We start from the raw sequence: 18,762 nt of genomic DNA on the forward strand, positions 1-18,762 counted from the left end.
GGCCGCGCGGCGATCAGTCCGGTCGGCGTGATCGCGCCCGGTACACGGCGAGCCCGCTCAGCCCCAGGGCCACCGCGGCCCCGGCGCCCGCCACGGTCGGGGCGACGGTGACGGGGCCTCGCGTCCCGGCGGACGGCGGACCGTAGCCACCGGCCGCGCCCTTCTCGGCGTAGACGGAGCCCGGCAGCTTGTCGCCGTAGGCCCGGGCGACCCGCGCCCGGTAGGCGGCGAGCGGGACCCCGTCGCGGCCGACGGCCCGCGCCGCGTCCGCGTCGAGCGGCACCACGCGCGCGTGCCCGGCGACGTACCAGGCGTCGATCTGCGGCTCGCGGAAGACGGTGCCGCCCGGCATCTTTCGCTGCCCGAGCGTCGCGTACCGGATCTCGTCGTCCCCGGAGGCGATGTTGACCACCTTCCAGGAACCCCGCCGCTCGACGGTCCACACCGAGGCCTTCTGACCATCGGAGGACACCGCTTTGGAGGCGAGGAATTGCAGCTCGGCGATGTCCGCGCCCTTCTTGCCGGCAACGAAATCGCGCGACAAGTAGGAGACCGGCACGGCGTCGGTCCCTTCTATGCGGGGCGCGGCGGCCGACGCGGTGACCGCGCCATCGCGTGCGAAGAAGCGGGAGAGGGTGTTCAGCGTCTGTGGCGACGTCGCCGCTTCGTGGGCCGCCTCGCGCGCGTGGGCGTCGACGGGGGTGGGCGCCGCGCTCGCGTGCGGGGCCGCGAGGCCGAGCAGGAGGACCGCGCCGGTGCCGGCGAGGACGGGGGCCATGATCCGTCGTCCCATCGCGCTCACGCCCCGATCCGGTACAGCGAGTGGGTCCAGGAGAAGGAGCTGTTGCTGATGTACCAGTCGTGGGAGGCCCAGTTGTAGCGGTCGTCCGAGGGCCAGGGGTCGCCCCAGTAGACCCAGCTGTTCGTGTCGTCGTATCCGTAGAGGACGTGCATGTGGCCGCCGCCGCTGGACCATTGGATGCGGGTCTCGACTGGCCGGTTCGCGTCGATCTCGGCCTGTACCGTCGAGTAACGCAGCCATCCGGTCACGTACGAGCCGGGGTTGATGCCCGCCCAGGACAGGCCGTTCTGCACATTGCCCAGCGTGGCCTGGTAGTTGGGGCAGACGCCGCCCTGGGCGCGTCCGAAGGCGGCGTTGCAGAACTGGTTCTGCGAGGACGTCCGGCCGAACCAGGTCGCGATGGTGTTGCCGCTCGCGGCCCAGCACCAGTTCGTCTTCTGCTGCGCCTGCATGGTGATGTTCAGGCGCTTGGCCGCGAGGGCCGAGGTGTCGGCGTATGCGGTGGTCATCGGCAGGGTGACGGCGACCGCCGCGGTGGCCGCTAGGGCGGCGGCGCGGAGCCGTCTGCGGCGCGTGGCGCCTGTTCGTGGGCGAGTCTTCGTGGTGCGCATCGCGGTCCTCCCGAAGCGGGGTGAGGGGTGGAGGAGCGCGTCCGGACGCAATGACGAGCATTGAACCTTGTCGAGTGCAGGTCAACACGCTTCAATGCCGGGTGACTTGGGGCGGTGAATGAGGTCGTACGGATGTGAACGACTTACGTACGCCGACCAGCCGCCCCGCTCCGACCGGCGCCGATGCCCGGGCCCGCCGCTGTGGATGTTCACAGCGGCGGGCCCAGGCGGAGCGCGGAGATGCGGGAGGCCCTGATGCGGCTCGGCGAACGGCACAAGGAAGCGGCACCGACCCCGACCCTGGAGGCGGCCCTGCGCGCCGGCCCGTTCCACCTCGCGCTGCGGGCCGCGATCGCCGCCCGGCGGCTGCCGCTGCACCGGGTCCAGCACCATCTGTCGCGCCAGGGCATCAAGGTCGGCGTGACGAGCCTGAGTTACTGGCAGCAGGGTGCGCGGCGCCCGCAGCGTCCCGAGTCGATGCGGGCCGTGCGCGCCCTGGAGGAGATCCTCGACCTGCCCGAGGAGTCACTGATCCGGCTGCTCGGCCCGACCGGGAACGCCGACGCGCCGCAGCGCCCCGCGGCCCGCTCGTACCGCTCGCTCGTCGAGGCGTCCGGGGTCCTCGAAGGGCTGCTCGCGGAACTGGAGTCGCCGCTGGACGGCGGGCTGCACACCGTCGGGCACCATGAGCGGGTCCGGATCGGCGGCGGCAGAGAGATGCTCGGCAGGGAGTCCCAGCACATAGTGCGGGCCCACCGGGACGGAGTGGACCGCTATCTGGCCATTCACCACGGTGATCCGGGGTGTTCGCCGGGCGACGTGGTGGTGCAGGCCATGGAGAACTGCCGTACGGGGCGGGTGCGGTGGGACGGCCGGACGGGGGTCCTGGTGGCGGAGCTGCTCTTCGACGCGCGGCTGCGGGCCGGTGACACCCATCTGTTCCGCTACGGCTTCGAGGACGGCACGGCCGGCGTCTCGACCGAGTACGTCCGCGGCTTCAGCTTCGCCGGCGGGCAGTACGCGCTCCAGGTCCAATTCACCGACGACGCGCTGCCCGTGCGCTGCCACCGCTTCGCCCAGCAGTCGGCCGCGGCACCGCGCGGCGGCCGTCAGGAGCTGACACTGAGCGGCCGCCATCGGTCGGTGCACGTGGTGGAGTCACAGGTGCGGGCGGGGCGCCTGGGGATCGGCTGGGACTGGGAGTGAGCCGCTCCCGGCCCGCGGCTACTGCTGCGGGCCCGCGACGATCTTGCCGCCCTCGACCTTCACCGACAGCTCCTTCAGCGGTACGGTCGCCGGATCGTGCAGCACCTTGCCGGTCGTGGCGTCGAACTTGCTGCCGTGGCAGTTGCACGTCAGCTCCGTCCCCTTCAGCATCCCGATCGGGCAGCCCGCGTGGGTGCAGATCGTGCTGAACGCCTTGTACCGGCCGTCCTCGGTGCGGCTGACCACGACGTGCTCGTCCTTGTAGAGCTTCGCCCCGCCCTCGGGCACCTCGTCGGCCCGGCCCAGGTCGACCGGCGCGGTGGGCGCCGCGGCCGCGCCGCCGCCGGATCCGGTGGAACAGGCGGTCAGGCCGAGGCCGGCCGTCCCCGCGACGGCGGCGCCGCGCAGAGCGGTGCGGCGGGAGATGCGGGAGGGGGTCGTGCCGGGCATCGGGACTCCACGAGGGGCGCTGTTCCGGTGAACAGGAGCGGGACAGGGGTTACAGAGGGGAGCAAGGGGGTGAGCAGGGGTGACAGATCAGACGATACCGGCGAGGAATCGGGCACCTCGTGGGGCCCCCGCGCCTCCGGGCACGCTGCCCGGTCCCACCCGTGGCGTGCCCGAATCAGCGGCAGCCGTGCCCGTATCGGGGACGCGTGGCGACTCGCGGGCCGGGAAGCTCTAGCCTGCCTTCGGCAGCCGCCCTGAACACCCGCACCGCACGCCCCGTCCGAGAGGAACCATCGTGATCGTCGTCGCCGGAGAGGCCCTGATCGACCTCGTCCCGCAGGCCGCGGACACCGGCGACGGTGCGGCCCCGGGCCCCGCCGCGCTGCGCCCTCTCGCGCCCCGGCTCGGCGGCGGGCCGTACAACACGGCGGTTGCGCTGGGCCGGCTCGGCTCCCCGGTGGCCTTCTGCTCGCGCGTCTCCCGGGACGCGTTCGGCGAGGCGCTGCTCGGCGGGCTGCGGACGGCCGGCGTGGACGTGTCCCCGGTGCAGCGCGGCGATGAGCCGACGACGCTGGCCGTCGCGTCCATCGGTGAGGACGGCTCGGCCGGCTACTCCTTCTACGTGGAAGGCACCGCCGACCGGCTCTTCGCGGTGCCGGACGCGCTTGCGCAGGGCACGCGCGCGGTGTCGTTCGGGACCTGCTCGCTGGTGCTGGAGCCGGGGGCGACGGCCTACGAGGAGCTGATGCGGTCGGCCGCCGCCCAGGGCGTGTTCACCGCGCTCGATCCGAACATCCGGGCCGGTCTGATCCCCGACGCGGACGCCTACCGGGCGCGCTTCAAGAGCTGGCTGCCGTCCACCACCGTCCTCAAGCTCTCCGAGGAGGACGCGCAGTGGCTCGGCGGCACGCCCCGGGAATGGCTCGCCGCCGGCCCCGCGGCCGTGGTGGTCACCCGTGGCGGAGACGGGCTCACCGTCTTCACCCAGGGCGGCGGCGAGCACTCCGTGCCGGGCGAGCGGGTCGACGTCGTGGACACGATCGGCGCCGGTGACACGGTCAACGCGGCGCTGCTGCACGGCCTCTGTCTGCAGGACGCCCTGTCCCCCGCGTCGGTCGCGGACCTGAGCGGCGACGACTGGGCACGGCTGTTGCGGTTCGCGGCACGCGCGGCGGCGGTCACCTGCTCACGGGCGGGCGCGGAGCCTCCGTACGCCTCCGAGGTCGACCCCCTGTAGGCACCCCTCCCTCGCAGGTACGCCACCCGGCACGTGCGGGCGGCGCCCCGTGCGTCCGGGTCGGCTCACCCGTTGACCGCGCGAAGCGCTCCCGGGGTCCGGCCGTTGAGGCGGTCCAGGGCGACCGCGGTGGAGTCGTCGGCGGGGAGGTGCACCAGGATCGTCTGGGCGTCGGCGTCCGGCAGGGCCAGCGCCTCGTACGACAGCCGCAGCGGGCCGACCTCGGGGTGGGCCACGAGGTCGTGTCCGGCGCGTCGGGGCAGGGTGGGGGCGGCGGCCATCCGGTCGGCGAAGGGAGCGCCGGCGGTGACCGTCAACTCGTCGACGAGCGCCGTGACGTGGGGGTCGGCGAGTGGCGCCCCCTGACGGAACCGGGCCATCTGGTCGTCGGCGACCCGGTCCCAGTCGGGATAGACGGCGCGGGCCCGCTCGTCGGTGAACAGGTACCGCACGACGTTCGGCTGATCGCCGTCCAGGATGCCGAGGGGGGCCGCGAACCGGGCGTACCCGGCGGTGTGGGCAAGGATGTCGCCGACCCAGTTGACCAGGACCGCCGGGGTGGGTTCCAGGCGGTCGAGGAGTGCGCGGACCGTGGGCCGGACGGTGTGCGAGGGGGCCGTGGCGCCCGAGCAGAACACGGCGTCGTCCCCGCCCGCCTTGGCGAGGCGGCGCAGCAGCAGCCGCTCGTCCGTGTCGAGCCGCAGCGCGTCGGCCAGTGCGCCGAGGACCGAGGGCGAGGGGTTGCGGTCGCGGCCCTGTTCGAGCCGGGTGAGGTACTCGGCGCTGATGTCGGCGAGCGTGGCCAGCTCTGAGCGGCGCAGACCGGGGGTGCGGCGGCGCGACCCGGCGGGCAGGCCCACCTCGGCAGGCGTGACCGCTTCCCGGCAGGTGCGCAGGAACGTTCCCAACTCGTTGTCACCCACTCCCTGAACGTATCAATGGGTCGCGTGGTGGATCGTGGCCCTGTCACTACCAGTCTTGGCTCGGTCTCCCTACGCTGCTGCCGGGGGCACAGGCTGGGCGCATGACGGACAACAACACTGTGGCCACGACGACTTCGACCGCCCCTCTGCCGCTCGCGCCCGGCGCCTGGACGCTGGATCCGCTGCACTCCGCGGTGAACTTCACGATCCGGCACCTGGGCATCGCGAAGGTGCGCGGCCGCTTCGCCGAGGTGGAGGCGGACCTGTGGGTGGGCGAGACCTTGGCCGATGTGCGGGTGTCGGCCACGATCGCGCTCGCCTCGATCGACACGGGCAATGCCGATCGTGACGCTCACACCCGCTCGGCGGACCTGCTGGACGTGGAGCGGCGTCCGACGATGACCTTCCGCTCGACGGAGGTGAGCGGCGCGGACGAGGACTGGTCCATGGCGGGCGAGTTGACCATTGGGGACGTGACTCGTCCGGTGACGCTCGACGTGGAGTTCGGCGGGGTCGTCGATGTGCCGGTGGACGGGAGCCGGCATGCCGGGTTCGAGGCGACGGGGGAGATCCGGCGCAGCGATTTCGGGCTCGATTTCGGCGGCGGTCTGCTCGGTGATGTTGTCAAGCTTCAACTGGACATGCAGTTCGTGGAGCCTCGTGAACCGCAGGACCAGGCCGGCTGACCATGGAACGGACGGCGCCCCGCGGGGAGTTCCCGCGGGGCGCCTGAGTTTTTACGGAGCGTGACCAACTGGATCCGGCCGGCGCAGCGGCCGGGGTCGGGCCGCTCCGCTTCCGTCAGGCCTTGCGGGCCCGGGTGGTCGTCTTCTTGGCGGCGGGCTTCGTCGCCGCGGTCTTGGCCGTCTTGCCGGTCTTGGCCGTCGGCTTGGCGGGCGTCGCCTTCTTCGCGGCCGAAGTCGCCTTGCTTCCGGTCGACTTGGCGGCCGTCTTCGCCGTGGCCGTCTTCTTGGCCGGGGCCTTGGTGGCCGCCACGGTCTTCTTCGCCGCGCTCTTGCGGGTCCGGGCAGCGGGCACACTCGCGTCGCTGACCCGGTCGGCGCCGAGGATGTCGCGCAGGAACTTGCCGGTGTGGCTGGCCGGTTCGGACGCGACCTGCTCCGGGGTGCCCTCGGCGACGACGAGGCCGCCGCCGCTGCCGCCCTCGGGGCCCATGTCGACGACCCAGTCCGCGGTCTTGATCACGTCGAGGTTGTGCTCGATGACGATCACCGAGTTGCCCTTGTCGACAAGGCCGGAGAGCACCGTGATCAGCTTGCTGATGTCCTCGAAGTGCAGACCGGTGGTCGGCTCGTCGAGCACGTAGACCGTGCGCCCCGTGGAGCGCTTCTGCAGCTCGCTGGCGAGCTTCACGCGCTGGGCCTCGCCGCCGGAGAGGGTCGGCGCGGACTGGCCGAGGCGGACGTAGCCGAGGCCCACGTCGTTCAGCGTCCTGAGGTGGCGGGCGATCGCGGGAACGGCCTCGAAGAAGTCGAGGGCCTCCTCGATCGGCATGTCCAGCACCTCGGCGATGGACTTGCCCTTGTAGTGGACCTCCAGGGTCTCCCGGTTGTAGCGCGCACCGTGGCAGACCTCGCACGGGACGTACACGTCCGGCAGGAAGTTCATCTCGATCTTGATGGTGCCGTCACCGGAGCAGTTCTCGCAGCGGCCGCCCTTGACGTTGAAGGAGAAGCGACCGGGCAGATAGCCGCGGACCTTCGCCTCGGTGGTCTCGGCGAACAGCTTGCGGACGTGGTCGAAGACTCCGGTGTACGTCGCCGGGTTCGACCGCGGCGTGCGGCCGATGGGCGACTGGTCGACGTGGACGACCTTGTCGACGAGGTCGTCGCCGTCCACGCGCGTGTGCCGGCCGGGGACGGACCGCGCCCCGTTCAGCTCCCGCGCCAGGTGCGTGTACAGGATGTCGTTGACCAGCGTGGACTTTCCGGAGCCGGAGACACCGGTGACGGCCGTGAGGACACCGAGCGGGAAGGAGACGTCGATGTCCCGCAGGTTGTTCTCCTTGGCGCCGTGCACGGTGAGGCGGCGCGCGGGGTCCACGGGGCGGCGGATGTCCGGCACCGGGATGGCCTTCTTGCCCGACAGGTACTTGCCGGTCATCGACTCGGCGTTGCTCAGGAGCTCCTTCAACGGACCGCTGTGCACGACCTTGCCGCCGTGCTCGCCCGCGCCGGGGCCGATGTCGACGACCCAGTCGGCGACCTTGATGGTGTCCTCGTCGTGCTCGACCACGATGAGCGTGTTGCCCATGTCGCGCAGGCGGACGAGCGTCTCGATGAGGCGGTGGTTGTCGCGCTGGTGGAGACCGATGGACGGCTCGTCGAGGACGTACAGGACGCCGACGAGTCCGGAGCCGATCTGGGTGGCGAGCCGGATGCGCTGGGCCTCGCCACCGGAGAGCGTGCCCGCCGCCCGGTTCAGCGACAGGTAGTCGAGGCCCACGTCGACGAGGAAGCGGAGCCGCTCGTTGACCTCCTTCAGGACGCGCTCGGCGATCTTCTTGTCGCGCGCGTTCAGCGTGAGCTTGCTCAGGAAGTCGGCGCAGTCGCTGATGGACATCGCCGAGACCTCGGCGATCGACTTCTCCATGACCGTGACGGCGAGGACGATCGGCTTGAGGCGGGTGCCCTCACAGGTGGGGCAGGGCACCTCGCGCATGTAGCCCTCGAAGCGCTCGCGGCTCGCGTCCGACTCGGCCTCGCTGTGGCGGCGCTTCACGAACGGCACGGCGCCCTCGAAGGGGGTTGTGTACACGCGCTCCCGGCCGTACCGGTTGCGGTAGCGGACCTCGATCTGCGTCTTGTGGCCGTAGATGAGCGCCTTCTTGGCGCGCTGCGGCAGCCCGGCGAACGGGATGTCCGTACGGAATCCGAGGGCGTCGGCGAGCGCTCCGATGAGGCGGCCGAAGTAGTCCTTGGTGTGGCCGTGCGACCACGGGTGGATGGCTCCCTCGTCGAGCGACTTGTCCTCGTCGGGGACGATCAGCTCGGGGTCGACCTCCATGCGCGTGCCGATACCCGTGCAGTCGGGGCAGGCGCCGAAGGGCGAGTTGAAGGAGAAGGAGCGCGGCTCCAGCTCTTCGAAGGACAGGTCGTCGTGCGGGCAGTACAGGTGCTCCGAGTACATGCGCTCGCGCTCGGGGTCGTCCTCGGGGAGGTCGACGAAGTCGAGCACGACCATGCCGCCGGACAGGCCGAGCGCGGTCTCCACGGAGTCCGTCAGACGGCGCTTGGCGGAGTCCTTCACGGTGAGGCGGTCGACGACCACCTCGATGGTGTGCTTCTCCTGCTTCTTCAGGGTGGGCGGCTCGGACAGCTGGATCGTCGCGCCGTCCACGCGCGCGCGGGAGTAGCCCTTGGTCTGCAGGTCGCTGAAGAGGTCGACGAACTCGCCCTTGCGCTCGCGCACCAGCGGCGACAGCACCTGGAAGCGGCTGCCCTCGGGCAGCTCCAGGACCTTGTCGACGATGGCCTGCGGCGACTGGCGCGCGATGGGGCGGCCGCACTCGGGGCAGTGCGGCTTGCCGATGCGCGCGAAGAGCAGACGCAGATAGTCGTAGACCTCGGTGATGGTGCCGACCGTGGAGCGCGGGTTGCGCGAGGTCGACTTCTGGTCGATCGAGACGGCCGGCGAGAGGCCTTCGATGAAGTCGACGTCCGGCTTGTCCATCTGGCCGAGGAACTGGCGGGCGTACGAGGACAGCGACTCGACGTAGCGCCGCTGCCCCTCGGCGAAGATCGTGTCGAACGCGAGCGAGGACTTGCCGGAGCCGGACAGACCGGTGAAGACGATGAGGGAGTCGCGCGGGAGGTCGAGCGAGACATTCCGGAGATTGTGCTCGCGCGCGCCACGGACGATGAGACGGTCGGCCACGCCGGTCCGCACCTTTCTGGAGAGAGGGGTGACAGGGGCGGGGCCCCCGTCTCGCGAGGTCTGACTCTCGAGGACGACCTGGAGAAGTCCCGAGAAGACTGTCGTTTCGAAGACTAGGGGGAGCCACTGACAGCGCCGGTTGGTTTCCCTGGTTCATAACAAACCCGGACCACCAAGAATGCCCGATGCCGCGGTCGACCTTATAGCACGTACATTCGATTTCCGCGCCAGGTCGGCCACCTTCACCCGAACGTGTGGCAGGGATATCGTCGGCGCCATGAGCGATCATGTGCGCGACCTGGTGTCTGTACGCGAAGCGACCGACCGGCTGCTCACTGCGGTCGACTCCCTGGACAACGCCGCCGTGGCCGAGTCGTCACGGCTTCCGGGCTGGAGCCGTGGTCATGTGCTCGCCCATCTCGCCCGGAACGCGGACGCGCTCGTCAACGTGCTGGCCGGCCGGCCCATGTACGTGAGCGCCCAGGCGCGCGACGCCGACATCGAGCGGGACGCCCCGCGGGAGCTGCGCGCCCAGGTCGACGATCTCCGGGAGAGCGCGGAGCGCTTCCGGGGCGTGGGGGCCGAGGACGCGGACTGGTCACGCACCGTGGAGCTGCGCAACGGCGTCAAGGACACCGCCTCCAATGTGCCGTTCCGGCGCTGGATCGAGGTCGAGCTGCACCATGTGGACCTCGGCATCGGCTACGAGCTGGAGGACCTTTCGCCGGAGTTCACCCAGCGGGAGATCAACTTCCTCGCGAAGCGTTTCCGCGATCACTCGGGGCTGCCGCCGCTGCTGATCAAGCAGGACGACGGCCGCATGATCTCGACGGGCGCCGTACAGGCCCTCTCCGTGGAGGAGATCGAGGACGGCGCGGTCCCGCCGCTCGGGATCGTCGTCCGGGGCCGCCAGGCGGACCTGCTGGGGTGGCTGTCGGGGCGCAGGGACGGCGCCGCCCTCTCCGTCGACCGGGGCTCCCTGCCCGCGTTGCCCCCGCTATAGGCTGAGCCCATGACGTACAGCGGAACGGTGAAGGTCGGCGGCCCGGCGGACGTGCACGAGCTGCAGGACCTGATGATCTCCAAGGTCGCGGTCGGGCCCATGGACAACAACGCCTATCTGCTGCGGTGCCGCGCGACCGACCAGCAGCTCCTGATCGACGCGGCGAACGAGCCGGCGACGCTGCTCCGCCTCATCGGTGACGACGGCATCGCGGCCGTCGTCACCACGCACCGGCACGGCGACCACTGGCAGGCCCTCGCGGAGGTCGTGGAAGCCACTGGCGCGCGCACGTACGCGGGGCGCGAGGACGCCGAGGGCATTCCGGTGCCGACGGCCGTCGCCGTCGCCGACGGGGACACCATCGAGTTCGGCCGGATCTCGCTCACGGCCCGCCACCTGGTCGGCCACACGCCGGGCTCCATCGCCCTGGTCTACGACGACCCGCACGGGCACCCGCACGTCTTCACCGGGGACTGCCTCTTCCCGGGCGGCGTCGGCAACACGTGGAAGGACCCCGAGGCCTTCGCGAGTCTCATCGACGACGTGGAGACGAAGATCTTCGCGCGGCTCCCGGACGAGACCTGGGTCTACCCGGGGCACGGGAACGACACGACCCTGGGGGCCGAGCGGCCGCACCTTCAGGAGTGGCGCGCGCGGGGCTGGTGACATGTAGGCGCCTGTGGGCCAAAACCGGCTCTGCGGACGACTGTTCACAAGAATGCAACGCCCGCTCCCAGTATGCGGACAGTTGTCGAGCTGACCTCGACATACGGGGTTGTGCGCTGTCAGTCTCCCGCCATGTCTCTCGCCCACCGCGCCACGCGCCTTGCCGTCTGCTCCGCCGTCGTTCTCGTCGCCGTCGCGGCCTGCGCCCCCGAGCCCGACGAGAAGGCCGCGGGCAAGCCCGCCACGGCCGCCTCCTGCTCCCCCGGCAAGCTCTCCACGGTGGCGTCCGGGAAGCTCACCGTGGGCACCGACAAGCCCGCCTACGCTCCCTGGTTCCAGGACGACGACCCGTCCAACGGCAAGGGCTTCGAGTCGGCGGTCGCGTACGCCGTGGCGAAGCGGCTCGGCTACGACAAGGGCCAGGTGACATGGCAGACCGTGCCGTTCAACAGTTCCTTCGCGCCGGGTGCGAAGAAGTTCGACTTCGACATCAATCAGGTGTCGATCAGTGACGCCCGCAAGAAAGCCGTGGCGTTCTCGTCGGGCTACTACGACGTGCGGCAGGCCGTCGTCGCCCTGAAGTCGTCGAAGGCCGCGAAGGCGAGGACCGTCGCCGACCTGAAGGACGTGAAGCTGGGCGCCCAAGTGGGCACCACCAGCCTGGACTTCGTCAACGACCTCGTGAAGCCGTCCCAGAAGCCCGCCGTCTACCAGAAGAACGACTTCGCCAAGTCCGCCCTCAAGAACGGCCAGGTGGACGCCATCGTCGTCGACCTGCCGACCGCCTTCTACATCACGGGCGCCGAGGTGACCGACGCCGAGGTCGTGGGGCAGTTCGAGAACTCGGCCGGCTCTCCGGAGCAGTTCGGCCTCGTTCTCGACAAGGAGAGCGAGCTGACGTCGTGCGTGACGGGTGCCGTGGACGCCCTCCGCAAGGACGGCACCCTCGCCTCCTTGGAGAAGAAGTGGCTGTCGGACGCCGTCGACGCGCCGGTGCTCAAGTGACCGTCGTGAAGCAGGTGTCCGTCCCCGAGGACGCGTACATACCCTCCGAGCGGCGTCTGGCGCGCGAGCGCTACAAGCGGACCCGTGCGCGCCGGGCGACCGCCCTGGCGGCGCTCAGCACTCTGGTGACCGGCGCCGTCCTGTTCGCCGTCATCGTCAACTCCCCGGGCTGGGCGCGCACGAAGGAGACCTTCTTCAGTGCGCACTACGCGCGCGTGGCGCTGCCGCAGGTCCTGGAAGGCCTGTGGCTGAACGTGCGCCTGCTGTTGGTGTGCGGTGCGTGCGTGCTCGTCCTCGGGCTGCTGCTCGCCCTCGCGCGCACGCTGCGCGGGCCCGTGTTCTTCCCGGTGCGCGCTCTGGCGACGGCCTACACGGACTTCTTCCGTGGGTTGCCCCTCATCATCTGCCTGTTGATGGTCATCTTCGGGGTTCCCGCCCTGCGTCTCCAGGGTGTGACCACCGACCCGGTGATCCTGGGCGGCGCCGCGCTGGTCCTGACCTATTCGGCCTACGTCGCCGAGGTGTTCCGCGCGGGAATCGAATCGGTCCACCCCTCGCAACGGGCCGCCGCGCGTTCCCTCGGGCTCAACAACCGCCAGACGCTGCGCTATGTAGTGCTGCCTCAAGCGGTACGCCGTGTGGTGCCGCCCTTGCTGAACGATCTGGTGTCGCTCCAGAAGGACACCGGTCTCGTGTCCATCGGCGGTGCGGTGGATGCCGTGTACGCGGCGCAGATCATCGCCGGCAAGGACTTCAACTACACGCCCTATGTGGTCGCGGGCCTGGTCTTCGTCGCTCTCACCATCCCCATGACCCGCTTCACCGACTGGGTGACGGCCCGTATGGACCGGCGCCGGGCACAAGGAGGTCCCGTATGACCGAGCCCGTGCTGCGGATGGAGTCCGTGCGCAAGACGTTCGGCGACTCGGTCGTACTGCGCGATGTCGACCTGGAGGTCGCGCCGCACACCGTGACCGCGCTGATCGGTGCGTCGGGTTCGGGCAAGTCGACGCTGCTGCGCTGCGCCAACCTCCTGGAGGAGATCGACGACGGGGCGATCTGGCTGGACGGCGAGGAGATCACCGATCCGCGTGCGGACGCGGACGCCGTGCGGCGGCGGATCGGCGTGGTCTTCCAGGCCTACAACCTGTTCCCGCACATGACGGTCCTGGAGAACGTCACGCTCGCGCCGCGCCGGGTGCACGGCCTCGCGCGGCAGGAGGCCGAGGAGCGGGCCAGGGGGCTGCTGGAGCGCCTCGGGCTCGGGGCGAAGGCCCAGGAGTACCCGGACCGGCTCAGCGGCGGCCAGCAGCAGCGCGCGGCGATCGTCCGGGCCCTCGCCGTGCGTCCCCGGCTGCTGCTCCTCGACGAGATCACGGCGGCTCTCGACCCGGAGCTCGTGGGTGAGGTCCTCGACGTCGTACGCGACTTGAAGGACGAGGGCATGACCATGGTGCTGGCCACTCATGAGATGAGCTTCGCCCGTGAGGTGGCCGACCAGGTGTGCTTCCTGGAGGGCGGGGTGGTGCTGGAACGCGGCGCCCCGGAAGCCGTGTTCGGGGATCCGCGGCAGGAACGTACGCGACAGTTCCTGCGGCGGATCGTGGACGCCGGCCGCCTCTAGGTGGTGTTCTACGCCTGTGCGGTGCCCGGTGCGGCCAGGGCCGCCACCCGCTCCACGCCGAACGCGTAGCCCTGCACGCCGCATCCGGCGATCACGCCGTCGGCGCGCAGGGACACGTAGGAGTGGTGCCGGAACTCCTCGCGCTGGTGGATGTTGGAGATGTGGACCTCCACCACGGGCAGGCCGTCACAGGTGTTGAGCGCGTCCAGGATCGCGACCGAGGTGTGCGAGTAGGCGGCAGGGTTGATGACGATGCCGACGTGGTTCTCGCGTGCCTCGTGGATCCAGTCGACCAGCTCGCCCTCGTGGTTGGACTGCCGGAAGTCCACCGTGGCGCCGTGGGCGGCGGCCGCCTTGACGCAGAGGGCCTCGACGTCGGCGAGGGTGTCGCGACCGTAGATCTCCGGCTGGCGCTTGCCGAGGACATTCAGGTTCGGGCCGTTCAGGACCATGATCGGCGCGGTGGCGAGGGTGTGCGGCACAAGGGTCTCCGTACGTCGGGCGGATGCTCCTTGAGGGTCTATCACGGAGGCTTCGAGCGGCCGGGACCTGCCTCTTGGCTTCCGGGATCAGCACCCTCACGCATACGGGGACGTGCCGGCGGTCCGCCTCACGGAGTGACGGCGAGTTCTACATATGCGGCGAGGATCACCAGATGCACGCCACCTTGTAGTGGCGTGGCACGGCCGGGGACGACGGTCAGGGTGCTGACCACCATGGTGAGTGCGAGCAGCACCATGTGGGTGGCGCCGAGCCCGAGGACGAGCGGTCCCGTCAGCCAGAACGAGGCGATGGCGACGGCCGGCACCGTCAGTCCGATGCTGGCCATCGCGGAGCCGAGCGCGAGGTTGAGGCTGGTCTGCACGCGGTCGCGGCGGGCCGCCCGCAGCGCCGCGATGGTCTCCGGCAGCAGCACCAGCAACGCGATGATCACGCCGACGACGGCCTGCGGCATGCCCGCGGCTTCCACGCCGTGCTCGATCGTCTTCGAGACGCCCTTGGCGAGTCCGACGACGGCGATCAGCGCGAGAGCGAGCATGCCGAGGCTCATCAGGGCGGTGCGCGTGGTCGGCACGTCCGCGTGGTCGTCGGCGTCGATGACCTCGCCGTGCTTGGTGATCGGCAGGAAGTAGTCGCGGTGGCGCACGGTCTGGGTCGCGACGAAGAGTCCGTACAGGACGACCGCGGCGACGGCCGAGAAGACCAGTTGGGAGGTGGAGAACTCCGGGCCGAGCTTGCTGGTCGTGAAGGTCGGCAGGACCAGGCAGAGGGTCGCGAGCGTGGCCACGGTGGCCAGGGCTCCGCCGGTTCCCTCGGACTGGAAGATCGCCACGCGGTGGCGCAGCGAGCCCGCGAGCAGGCTGAGGCCGACGATGCCGTTGCAGGTGATCATGACGGCGGCGAACACCGTGTCGCGGGCGAGCGTGGAGCTCTTGGCGCCGCCGTCGGCCATCAGGGTGACGATGAGCGCCACCTCGATGATCGTGACGGCGACGGCGAGCACGAGCGAGCCGAACGGTTCGCCGACCCGGTGGGCGACGACCTCCGCGTGGTGCACCGCCGCGAGGACGGACCCCGCGAGCACGACGGAGACGACGGCGACCAGCACGCCCGGCAGGTCGCGCCCCCACGTGACCGCGAGCAGCACGACCGCCAGTACCGGGACGGCGACGGTCCACCGTGTGGCCAGTTCCCGGAGTCTGGTGATCATGCCTTCGATGGTGCCCGGGGTGGGGCGGGGGCGCGACTTCGGCGAGAGGCCGGTACCCGTTCAGCGGACCTCACTTCAGCTCGCGCACGTCCTTGACGTCGCAGTTGGTGAAGGCCGGCGGGCGCGTGCACAGCGCCGTCAGCTGCTCGTTGAACCGGGCGACCTCGGGTCGTGCGTTGCTGCGCATCGCGTCGTCGTAGGACTCGAACTCGACGATCGCGAGATAGCGGCCGGACTGTTCGCGGTCCTGGAGCATGATGCGGTGCGTGGGGCCGCCGCTCGTGCCCGACATCTGCTGCTCGAACCGGTCGAGCAGCTCGCGCAGCTCGTCGATGCGCCGGGTCTCGAAGTCGATGATCTGGGCGAACTTCTCGCTCATGGGGTCCTCCCCCGTCGTGCCGTCGTGCCCCGGGCCGGGACACCTACACGGCACAAGCAAGCACCGGGTGGTTCCCGCGGCAATGAGCCGCGGGAACCACCCGGTGCTGGTAATTCCTACGTCCGACGCCGTCAGGCCTCGATGCTGTCCTTCTGAGCCGCTTCGGCCGCTTCGCGCTCCGCCTGCTTCTTCGAGGCGATGAGGCTGGTGATCGTCGTGATGATCAGGACGCCGCAGATGACGGCGAGCGAGACCGGGATCGAGATCTCCGGCACGTGCACACCGGACTCGTGCAGCGCGTGCAGGACCAGCTTCACGCCGATGAATCCGAGGATCACCGACAGGCCGTAGCTGAGGTGGACCAGCTTCTTGAGCAGGCCACCGATGAGGAAGTACAGCTGGCGCAGGCCCATCAGGGCGAACGCGTTGGCCGTGAAGACGATGTACGGGTCCTGGGTCAGGCCGAAGATCGCGGGGATCGAGTCCATCGCGAACAGCACATCGGTCATGCCGATGGCGAGCATGACGACGAGCAGCGGCGTCATGATCTTCTTGCCGTGCTCCCGGATGAAGAGCTTCGTGCCGTGGTACCGGTCGGCGACGCCGAACTTCTTCTCGATGGACTTCAGGAGGCGGTTCTCGTCCCACTCCTCCTCGTCGTCGTCCGACATCGCCTCCTGGATGAGCTTCCAGGCGGTGTAGATCAGGAACGCGCCGAAGATGTAGAAGACCCACGAGAAGTTGGCGATGACCGCCGCGCCCGCCGCGATGAAGATCGCCCGCAGTACGAGGGCGATGAGCACGCCGAACAGCAGCACGCGCTGCTGGAGGTGGGTGGGCACCGAGAACTTCGCCATGATCAGGATGAAGACGAAGAGGTTGTCGACGCTGAGCGACTTCTCCGTGATGAAGCCCGCGAAGAACTCGCCGCCGGCCTGGCTGCTGCCCCAGATCGTCACGCCGATGCCGAAGAGCACGGCGAGCGCGATCCAGACGACGGTCCAGATCCCGGCTTCCTTGATGGATACGTCGTGGGGCTTGCGCCCGATGAAGAAGTCGACCGCGATCAGGGCACACAGACCAAGAATGGTCAGCACCCACAGGGTCATCGATACGTCCACTGCGCCTCCGGCGTCGTACGGCTACTGATCAGCGTCGTCGCTGCCGGAGGTCTCTTCCACCCGGGCAGCTGATGCGCCTCGGGCCGACGCCCCGGGATCGACGGCCATCGGGCCGGGTCGTCCGTACTGACGGGAACGCCGCGTGGGAGTACTCCCCTCCGCGTCAAGAAGACTACTCGAAAGACCCATGAAAGGTAAAGGTTTAGGTAAAGAGGTCCTCAAGCGTGCAGGTCAAAGGCCTCTTTCCCGACGGGCCCTGGACACTTCCGCGAGCACCTGCCGCAGGACGGCGCTGCCCTGCGGGACGGTCGGCGGCCCGTACGTCCACGCATGTCCGACCCAGGGGTCGGCCAGGTGATCGTCGGGAATCGGCGTCAGACGCAGCAGCGCGCGCCACAGGGGGTCCAGGAGCGGCCCGTACTCGGCGGCGTCCGCCCGGTCGGCCACCAGCATCAGGTGGACCCCGACCTGCGGTCCTTCGTCCGCGAGGTAGCGCAGCCGGGTCACGGCGCGGTCGTCGAAGCCGTGCGGGAAGTCGTGCACGATCAGCAGCTGCTCGGCGACGTCCAGATCGGCCGGCAGCGCGTCGACCGCACCGCTCCTGACGGCCATCTGGACGAGGTCGACGCGCTCGGTCAGCCGGGTCAGCGTCTCGGCGACGCCCGCCGCGCCCCGGGCGACGGGACCGGCGAGCACCCCGGCGTCGACGAGCGGGGCGAGCGCGCCCGACGCCGTGCCCGCGGGGTCGATCACGTGCACGCTGAACTCGCCCGCCGGGTAGATCGCGAGCAGCCGCGCCGCGTGCACCAGCGCGGTGTGCGCGGCCCGGGCCCGCAGCTCGTCGGCGTCCGTGAGGGCGTCGGCGGCGGAGGCACCCGAGTCGATCCAGAGGCCGCGCTCCAGCGGCAGCCGTACGAGCATCGGGACGCGCAGGCCGGCGCTCTCGCTCTCGGGCAGCCGCAGATCGCCGACGCGGACGGCCATGGGCAGCTCCATGGGGCTGCGGTAGGCGTGCCAGCACGGGTTGTCCCAGTCCGCGTACGCCGCCGGGAGCGCCGGTTCGACGACCTCGGACTCGGCGACGAGCTGTGCCATGTCCCGGTCGAGGGCCTCCCGCGCACGGTCGACCAGGGCGCCGTGCCGGGCGCCTGCGGCCTCGCGCGCGGCGTCCGCCTGGCCGCCGATGCGGCCGCGCGGGTCGGACAGGACCCGATCGAGTTCCTGTTCCTGGCGGGAGTCGGCGAAGTCGACGGCGCTGCGGTAGGCGGCCGTGGTGCGGGCCAGGTCCTCGAACATGCCCCACACCTGGTTGTAGAGCCGCTCCTCCATGCTCCAGCCGGTGGCGTCGCCCGCGACGGGGACGGCGGGCCGTCCCGGTTCGGCGGGGTGTGCGGCGGGCGGGGGCGGGGGTGCCTGGCGGCCCGGGTGCGTGTAGTCGATGGGGCCGTCGGAACCGCTGCCGCGACCGGCGGGGGCGGCCGGCGGCAGGGCGCCCGAGGCGTGTCCCGCGGTGGCCGCCGCGCGGACCTGGGCCTCGTCGGCCGGGCGCGGTGGGGGCGTCACCGCGCGGGCCAGGCCCTGGGCGACGGCGGCGTGGATGGTGCCCGCCAGCGCGTGGGCGTCGGGCACACCCTGGTCGGCGAAGAGGGCGGCGAGTCCGTCCGCGTACCCCTGGCCGATGGCGCGGACCTTCCAGGCGCCCTGCCTGCGGTACAGCTCGAGGGCGGTGACAGCCGACTCGGTGTCGAGGTCGGTGATGGTGTAGCTGGCCTCTTCGACGCCGTCGAGTCCGGTGACCGCGACGAACGGGGCCGCCACGGCACCGAACCGGGTGGGCCCGCCGGCGGTGACCGGCAGGGCGAGCAGCACGGTGACGCGGTGCACGTCCGCCGGCATCGCGTCGAGGTCGACGGCGAGACGGTGGTCGGCCGCGGCCTGGCGCGGGACTTCGAGACCGGGCAGCGCGGGCGCGCCGGGGTGGGCGACGCGCCCGGTGCCGTGCACGGTGCCCCGGTCGTCGGCGAGCGTGGCGCCCGCGACGACCGGCCGGCCGGCCGACACCCGGATCTCCAGACGGGTCTGGGTGAGGGGGTGGTTCTGCCCCCTCACCAGTTCGGCCGCCATCGT

Annotated in this window: 18 protein-coding genes; 8 read left to right on the plus strand and 10 right to left on the minus strand. The window is 70.8% G+C overall.

From position 1 onward, the window contains the following. Positions 1-13: 13 nt before the first annotated feature. Complete coding sequence (locus tag ACVHNB_RS30015) at positions 14-802, minus strand: hypothetical protein (RefSeq protein ID WP_456226300.1); 789 nt, start codon at positions 800-802, stop codon at positions 14-16. After that, positions 799-1,413, minus strand: coding sequence for a papain-like cysteine protease family protein (locus ACVHNB_RS30020; RefSeq protein WP_456226301.1), 615 nt, complete (start codon positions 1,411-1,413; stop codon positions 799-801). The genes ACVHNB_RS30015 and ACVHNB_RS30020 overlap by 4 nt, the downstream gene beginning before the upstream one ends. Before the next feature lie 255 nt (positions 1,414-1,668). On the opposite strand from ACVHNB_RS30020, the gene ACVHNB_RS30025 reads away from it, so the two are divergent. Next, entirely contained in the window at positions 1,669-2,619 is a 951-nt protein-coding gene (locus ACVHNB_RS30025; protein WP_428957702.1) for a hypothetical protein, read from the plus strand. 18 nt (positions 2,620-2,637) lie between these two features. Here ACVHNB_RS30025 and ACVHNB_RS30030 read toward each other — a convergent pair whose 3' ends face one another. After that, positions 2,638-3,069, minus strand: a complete 432-nt coding sequence (locus ACVHNB_RS30030; RefSeq protein ID WP_456226302.1) for a Rieske (2Fe-2S) protein — start codon at positions 3,067-3,069, stop codon at positions 2,638-2,640. 295 nt (positions 3,070-3,364) lie between these two features. On the opposite strand from ACVHNB_RS30030, the gene ACVHNB_RS30035 reads away from it, so the two are divergent. Further along, positions 3,365-4,306 carry a carbohydrate kinase family protein gene (locus ACVHNB_RS30035; RefSeq protein ID WP_428955397.1) on the plus strand — a complete coding sequence of 314 codons (942 nt, stop codon included), beginning with the start codon at positions 3,365-3,367 and terminating at the stop codon, positions 4,304-4,306. Positions 4,307-4,371: 65 nt separating this feature from the next. Here ACVHNB_RS30035 and ACVHNB_RS30040 read toward each other — a convergent pair whose 3' ends face one another. After that, complete coding sequence (locus ACVHNB_RS30040; protein WP_428955396.1) at positions 4,372-5,229, minus strand: helix-turn-helix domain-containing protein; 858 nt, start codon at positions 5,227-5,229, stop codon at positions 4,372-4,374. A gap of 101 nt (positions 5,230-5,330) precedes the next feature. Between ACVHNB_RS30040 and ACVHNB_RS30045 the strand changes: the two genes are divergently transcribed. Further along, entirely contained in the window at positions 5,331-5,915 is a 585-nt protein-coding gene (locus tag ACVHNB_RS30045) for a YceI family protein (RefSeq protein ID WP_428955395.1), read from the plus strand. 115 nt (positions 5,916-6,030) lie between these two features. Here ACVHNB_RS30045 and uvrA read toward each other — a convergent pair whose 3' ends face one another. Continuing rightward, entirely contained in the window at positions 6,031-9,126 is a 3,096-nt protein-coding gene (gene uvrA / locus ACVHNB_RS30050; protein ID WP_456226303.1) for an excinuclease ABC subunit UvrA, read from the minus strand. 277 nt (positions 9,127-9,403) lie between these two features. On the opposite strand from uvrA, the gene ACVHNB_RS30055 reads away from it, so the two are divergent. The 5 genes from ACVHNB_RS30055 (at position 9,404) to ACVHNB_RS30075 (ending at position 13,424) form a co-directional block, all read left to right on the plus strand. Further along, complete coding sequence (locus ACVHNB_RS30055) at positions 9,404-10,129, plus strand: maleylpyruvate isomerase family mycothiol-dependent enzyme (protein WP_456226304.1); 726 nt, start codon at positions 9,404-9,406, stop codon at positions 10,127-10,129. A gap of 9 nt (positions 10,130-10,138) precedes the next feature. Next, entirely contained in the window at positions 10,139-10,795 is a 657-nt protein-coding gene (locus ACVHNB_RS30060; protein WP_428955392.1) for an MBL fold metallo-hydrolase, read from the plus strand. 132 nt (positions 10,796-10,927) lie between these two features. After that, the gene (locus ACVHNB_RS30065) at positions 10,928-11,800 is read left to right on the plus strand and encodes an ABC transporter substrate-binding protein (protein ID WP_456226305.1); all 873 of its coding nucleotides are present in this window, start codon (positions 10,928-10,930) and stop codon (positions 11,798-11,800) included. Continuing rightward, complete coding sequence (locus tag ACVHNB_RS30070; RefSeq protein ID WP_428955390.1) at positions 11,797-12,678, plus strand: amino acid ABC transporter permease; 882 nt, start codon at positions 11,797-11,799, stop codon at positions 12,676-12,678. The genes ACVHNB_RS30065 and ACVHNB_RS30070 overlap by 4 nt, the downstream gene beginning before the upstream one ends. Continuing rightward, a complete protein-coding gene (locus ACVHNB_RS30075) occupies positions 12,675-13,424 on the plus strand; it encodes an amino acid ABC transporter ATP-binding protein (RefSeq protein ID WP_428955389.1) in 750 nt (249 codons plus the stop codon). The genes ACVHNB_RS30070 and ACVHNB_RS30075 overlap by 4 nt, the downstream gene beginning before the upstream one ends. An 8-nt stretch (positions 13,425-13,432) precedes the next feature. Here ACVHNB_RS30075 and aroQ read toward each other — a convergent pair whose 3' ends face one another. The 5 genes from aroQ to ACVHNB_RS30100 form a co-directional block, all read right to left on the minus strand. Next, entirely contained in the window at positions 13,433-13,906 is a 474-nt protein-coding gene (gene aroQ, locus ACVHNB_RS30080; RefSeq protein WP_456226306.1) for a type II 3-dehydroquinate dehydratase, read from the minus strand. A gap of 128 nt (positions 13,907-14,034) precedes the next feature. Then, the gene (locus ACVHNB_RS30085) at positions 14,035-15,135 is read right to left on the minus strand and encodes a calcium:proton antiporter (RefSeq protein WP_428955387.1); all 1,101 of its coding nucleotides are present in this window, start codon (positions 15,133-15,135) and stop codon (positions 14,035-14,037) included. Positions 15,136-15,205: 70 nt separating this feature from the next. Further along, a complete protein-coding gene (locus ACVHNB_RS30090) occupies positions 15,206-15,514 on the minus strand; it encodes a hypothetical protein (RefSeq protein WP_428955386.1) in 309 nt (102 codons plus the stop codon). 131 nt (positions 15,515-15,645) lie between these two features. Next, the gene (locus ACVHNB_RS30095) at positions 15,646-16,635 is read right to left on the minus strand and encodes a TerC family protein (RefSeq protein ID WP_428955385.1); all 990 of its coding nucleotides are present in this window, start codon (positions 16,633-16,635) and stop codon (positions 15,646-15,648) included. A gap of 231 nt (positions 16,636-16,866) precedes the next feature. After that, entirely contained in the window at positions 16,867-18,759 is a 1,893-nt protein-coding gene (locus ACVHNB_RS30100) for a TerD family protein (RefSeq protein WP_456226307.1), read from the minus strand. Positions 18,760-18,762 lie beyond the last annotated feature (3 nt).

The sequence above is a fragment of the Streptomyces sp. YJ-C3 genome (genome assembly GCF_053891275.1).

Coding starts and splice junctions, on each gene's coding strand:
- ACVHNB_RS30020 (WP_456226301.1), bottom strand. CDS start 1,413: ATGCGCACCACGAAGACTCGCCCACGAACAGGCGCCACGCGCCGCAGA.
- ACVHNB_RS30025 (WP_428957702.1), top strand. CDS start 1,669: ATGCGGCTCGGCGAACGGCACAAGGAAGCGGCACCGACCCCGACCCTG.
- ACVHNB_RS30030 (WP_456226302.1), bottom strand. CDS start 3,069: ATGCCCGGCACGACCCCCTCCCGCATCTCCCGCCGCACCGCTCTGCGC.
- ACVHNB_RS30045 (WP_428955395.1), top strand. CDS start 5,331: ATGACGGACAACAACACTGTGGCCACGACGACTTCGACCGCCCCTCTG.
- ACVHNB_RS30055 (WP_456226304.1), top strand. CDS start 9,404: ATGAGCGATCATGTGCGCGACCTGGTGTCTGTACGCGAAGCGACCGAC.
- ACVHNB_RS30060 (WP_428955392.1), top strand. CDS start 10,139: ATGACGTACAGCGGAACGGTGAAGGTCGGCGGCCCGGCGGACGTGCAC.
- ACVHNB_RS30065 (WP_456226305.1), top strand. CDS start 10,928: ATGTCTCTCGCCCACCGCGCCACGCGCCTTGCCGTCTGCTCCGCCGTC.
- ACVHNB_RS30075 (WP_428955389.1), top strand. CDS start 12,675: ATGACCGAGCCCGTGCTGCGGATGGAGTCCGTGCGCAAGACGTTCGGC.
- ACVHNB_RS30085 (WP_428955387.1), bottom strand. CDS start 15,135: ATGATCACCAGACTCCGGGAACTGGCCACACGGTGGACCGTCGCCGTC.
- ACVHNB_RS30090 (WP_428955386.1), bottom strand. CDS start 15,514: ATGAGCGAGAAGTTCGCCCAGATCATCGACTTCGAGACCCGGCGCATC.
- ACVHNB_RS30100 (WP_456226307.1), bottom strand. CDS start 18,759: ATGGCGGCCGAACTGGTGAGGGGGCAGAACCACCCCCTCACCCAGACC.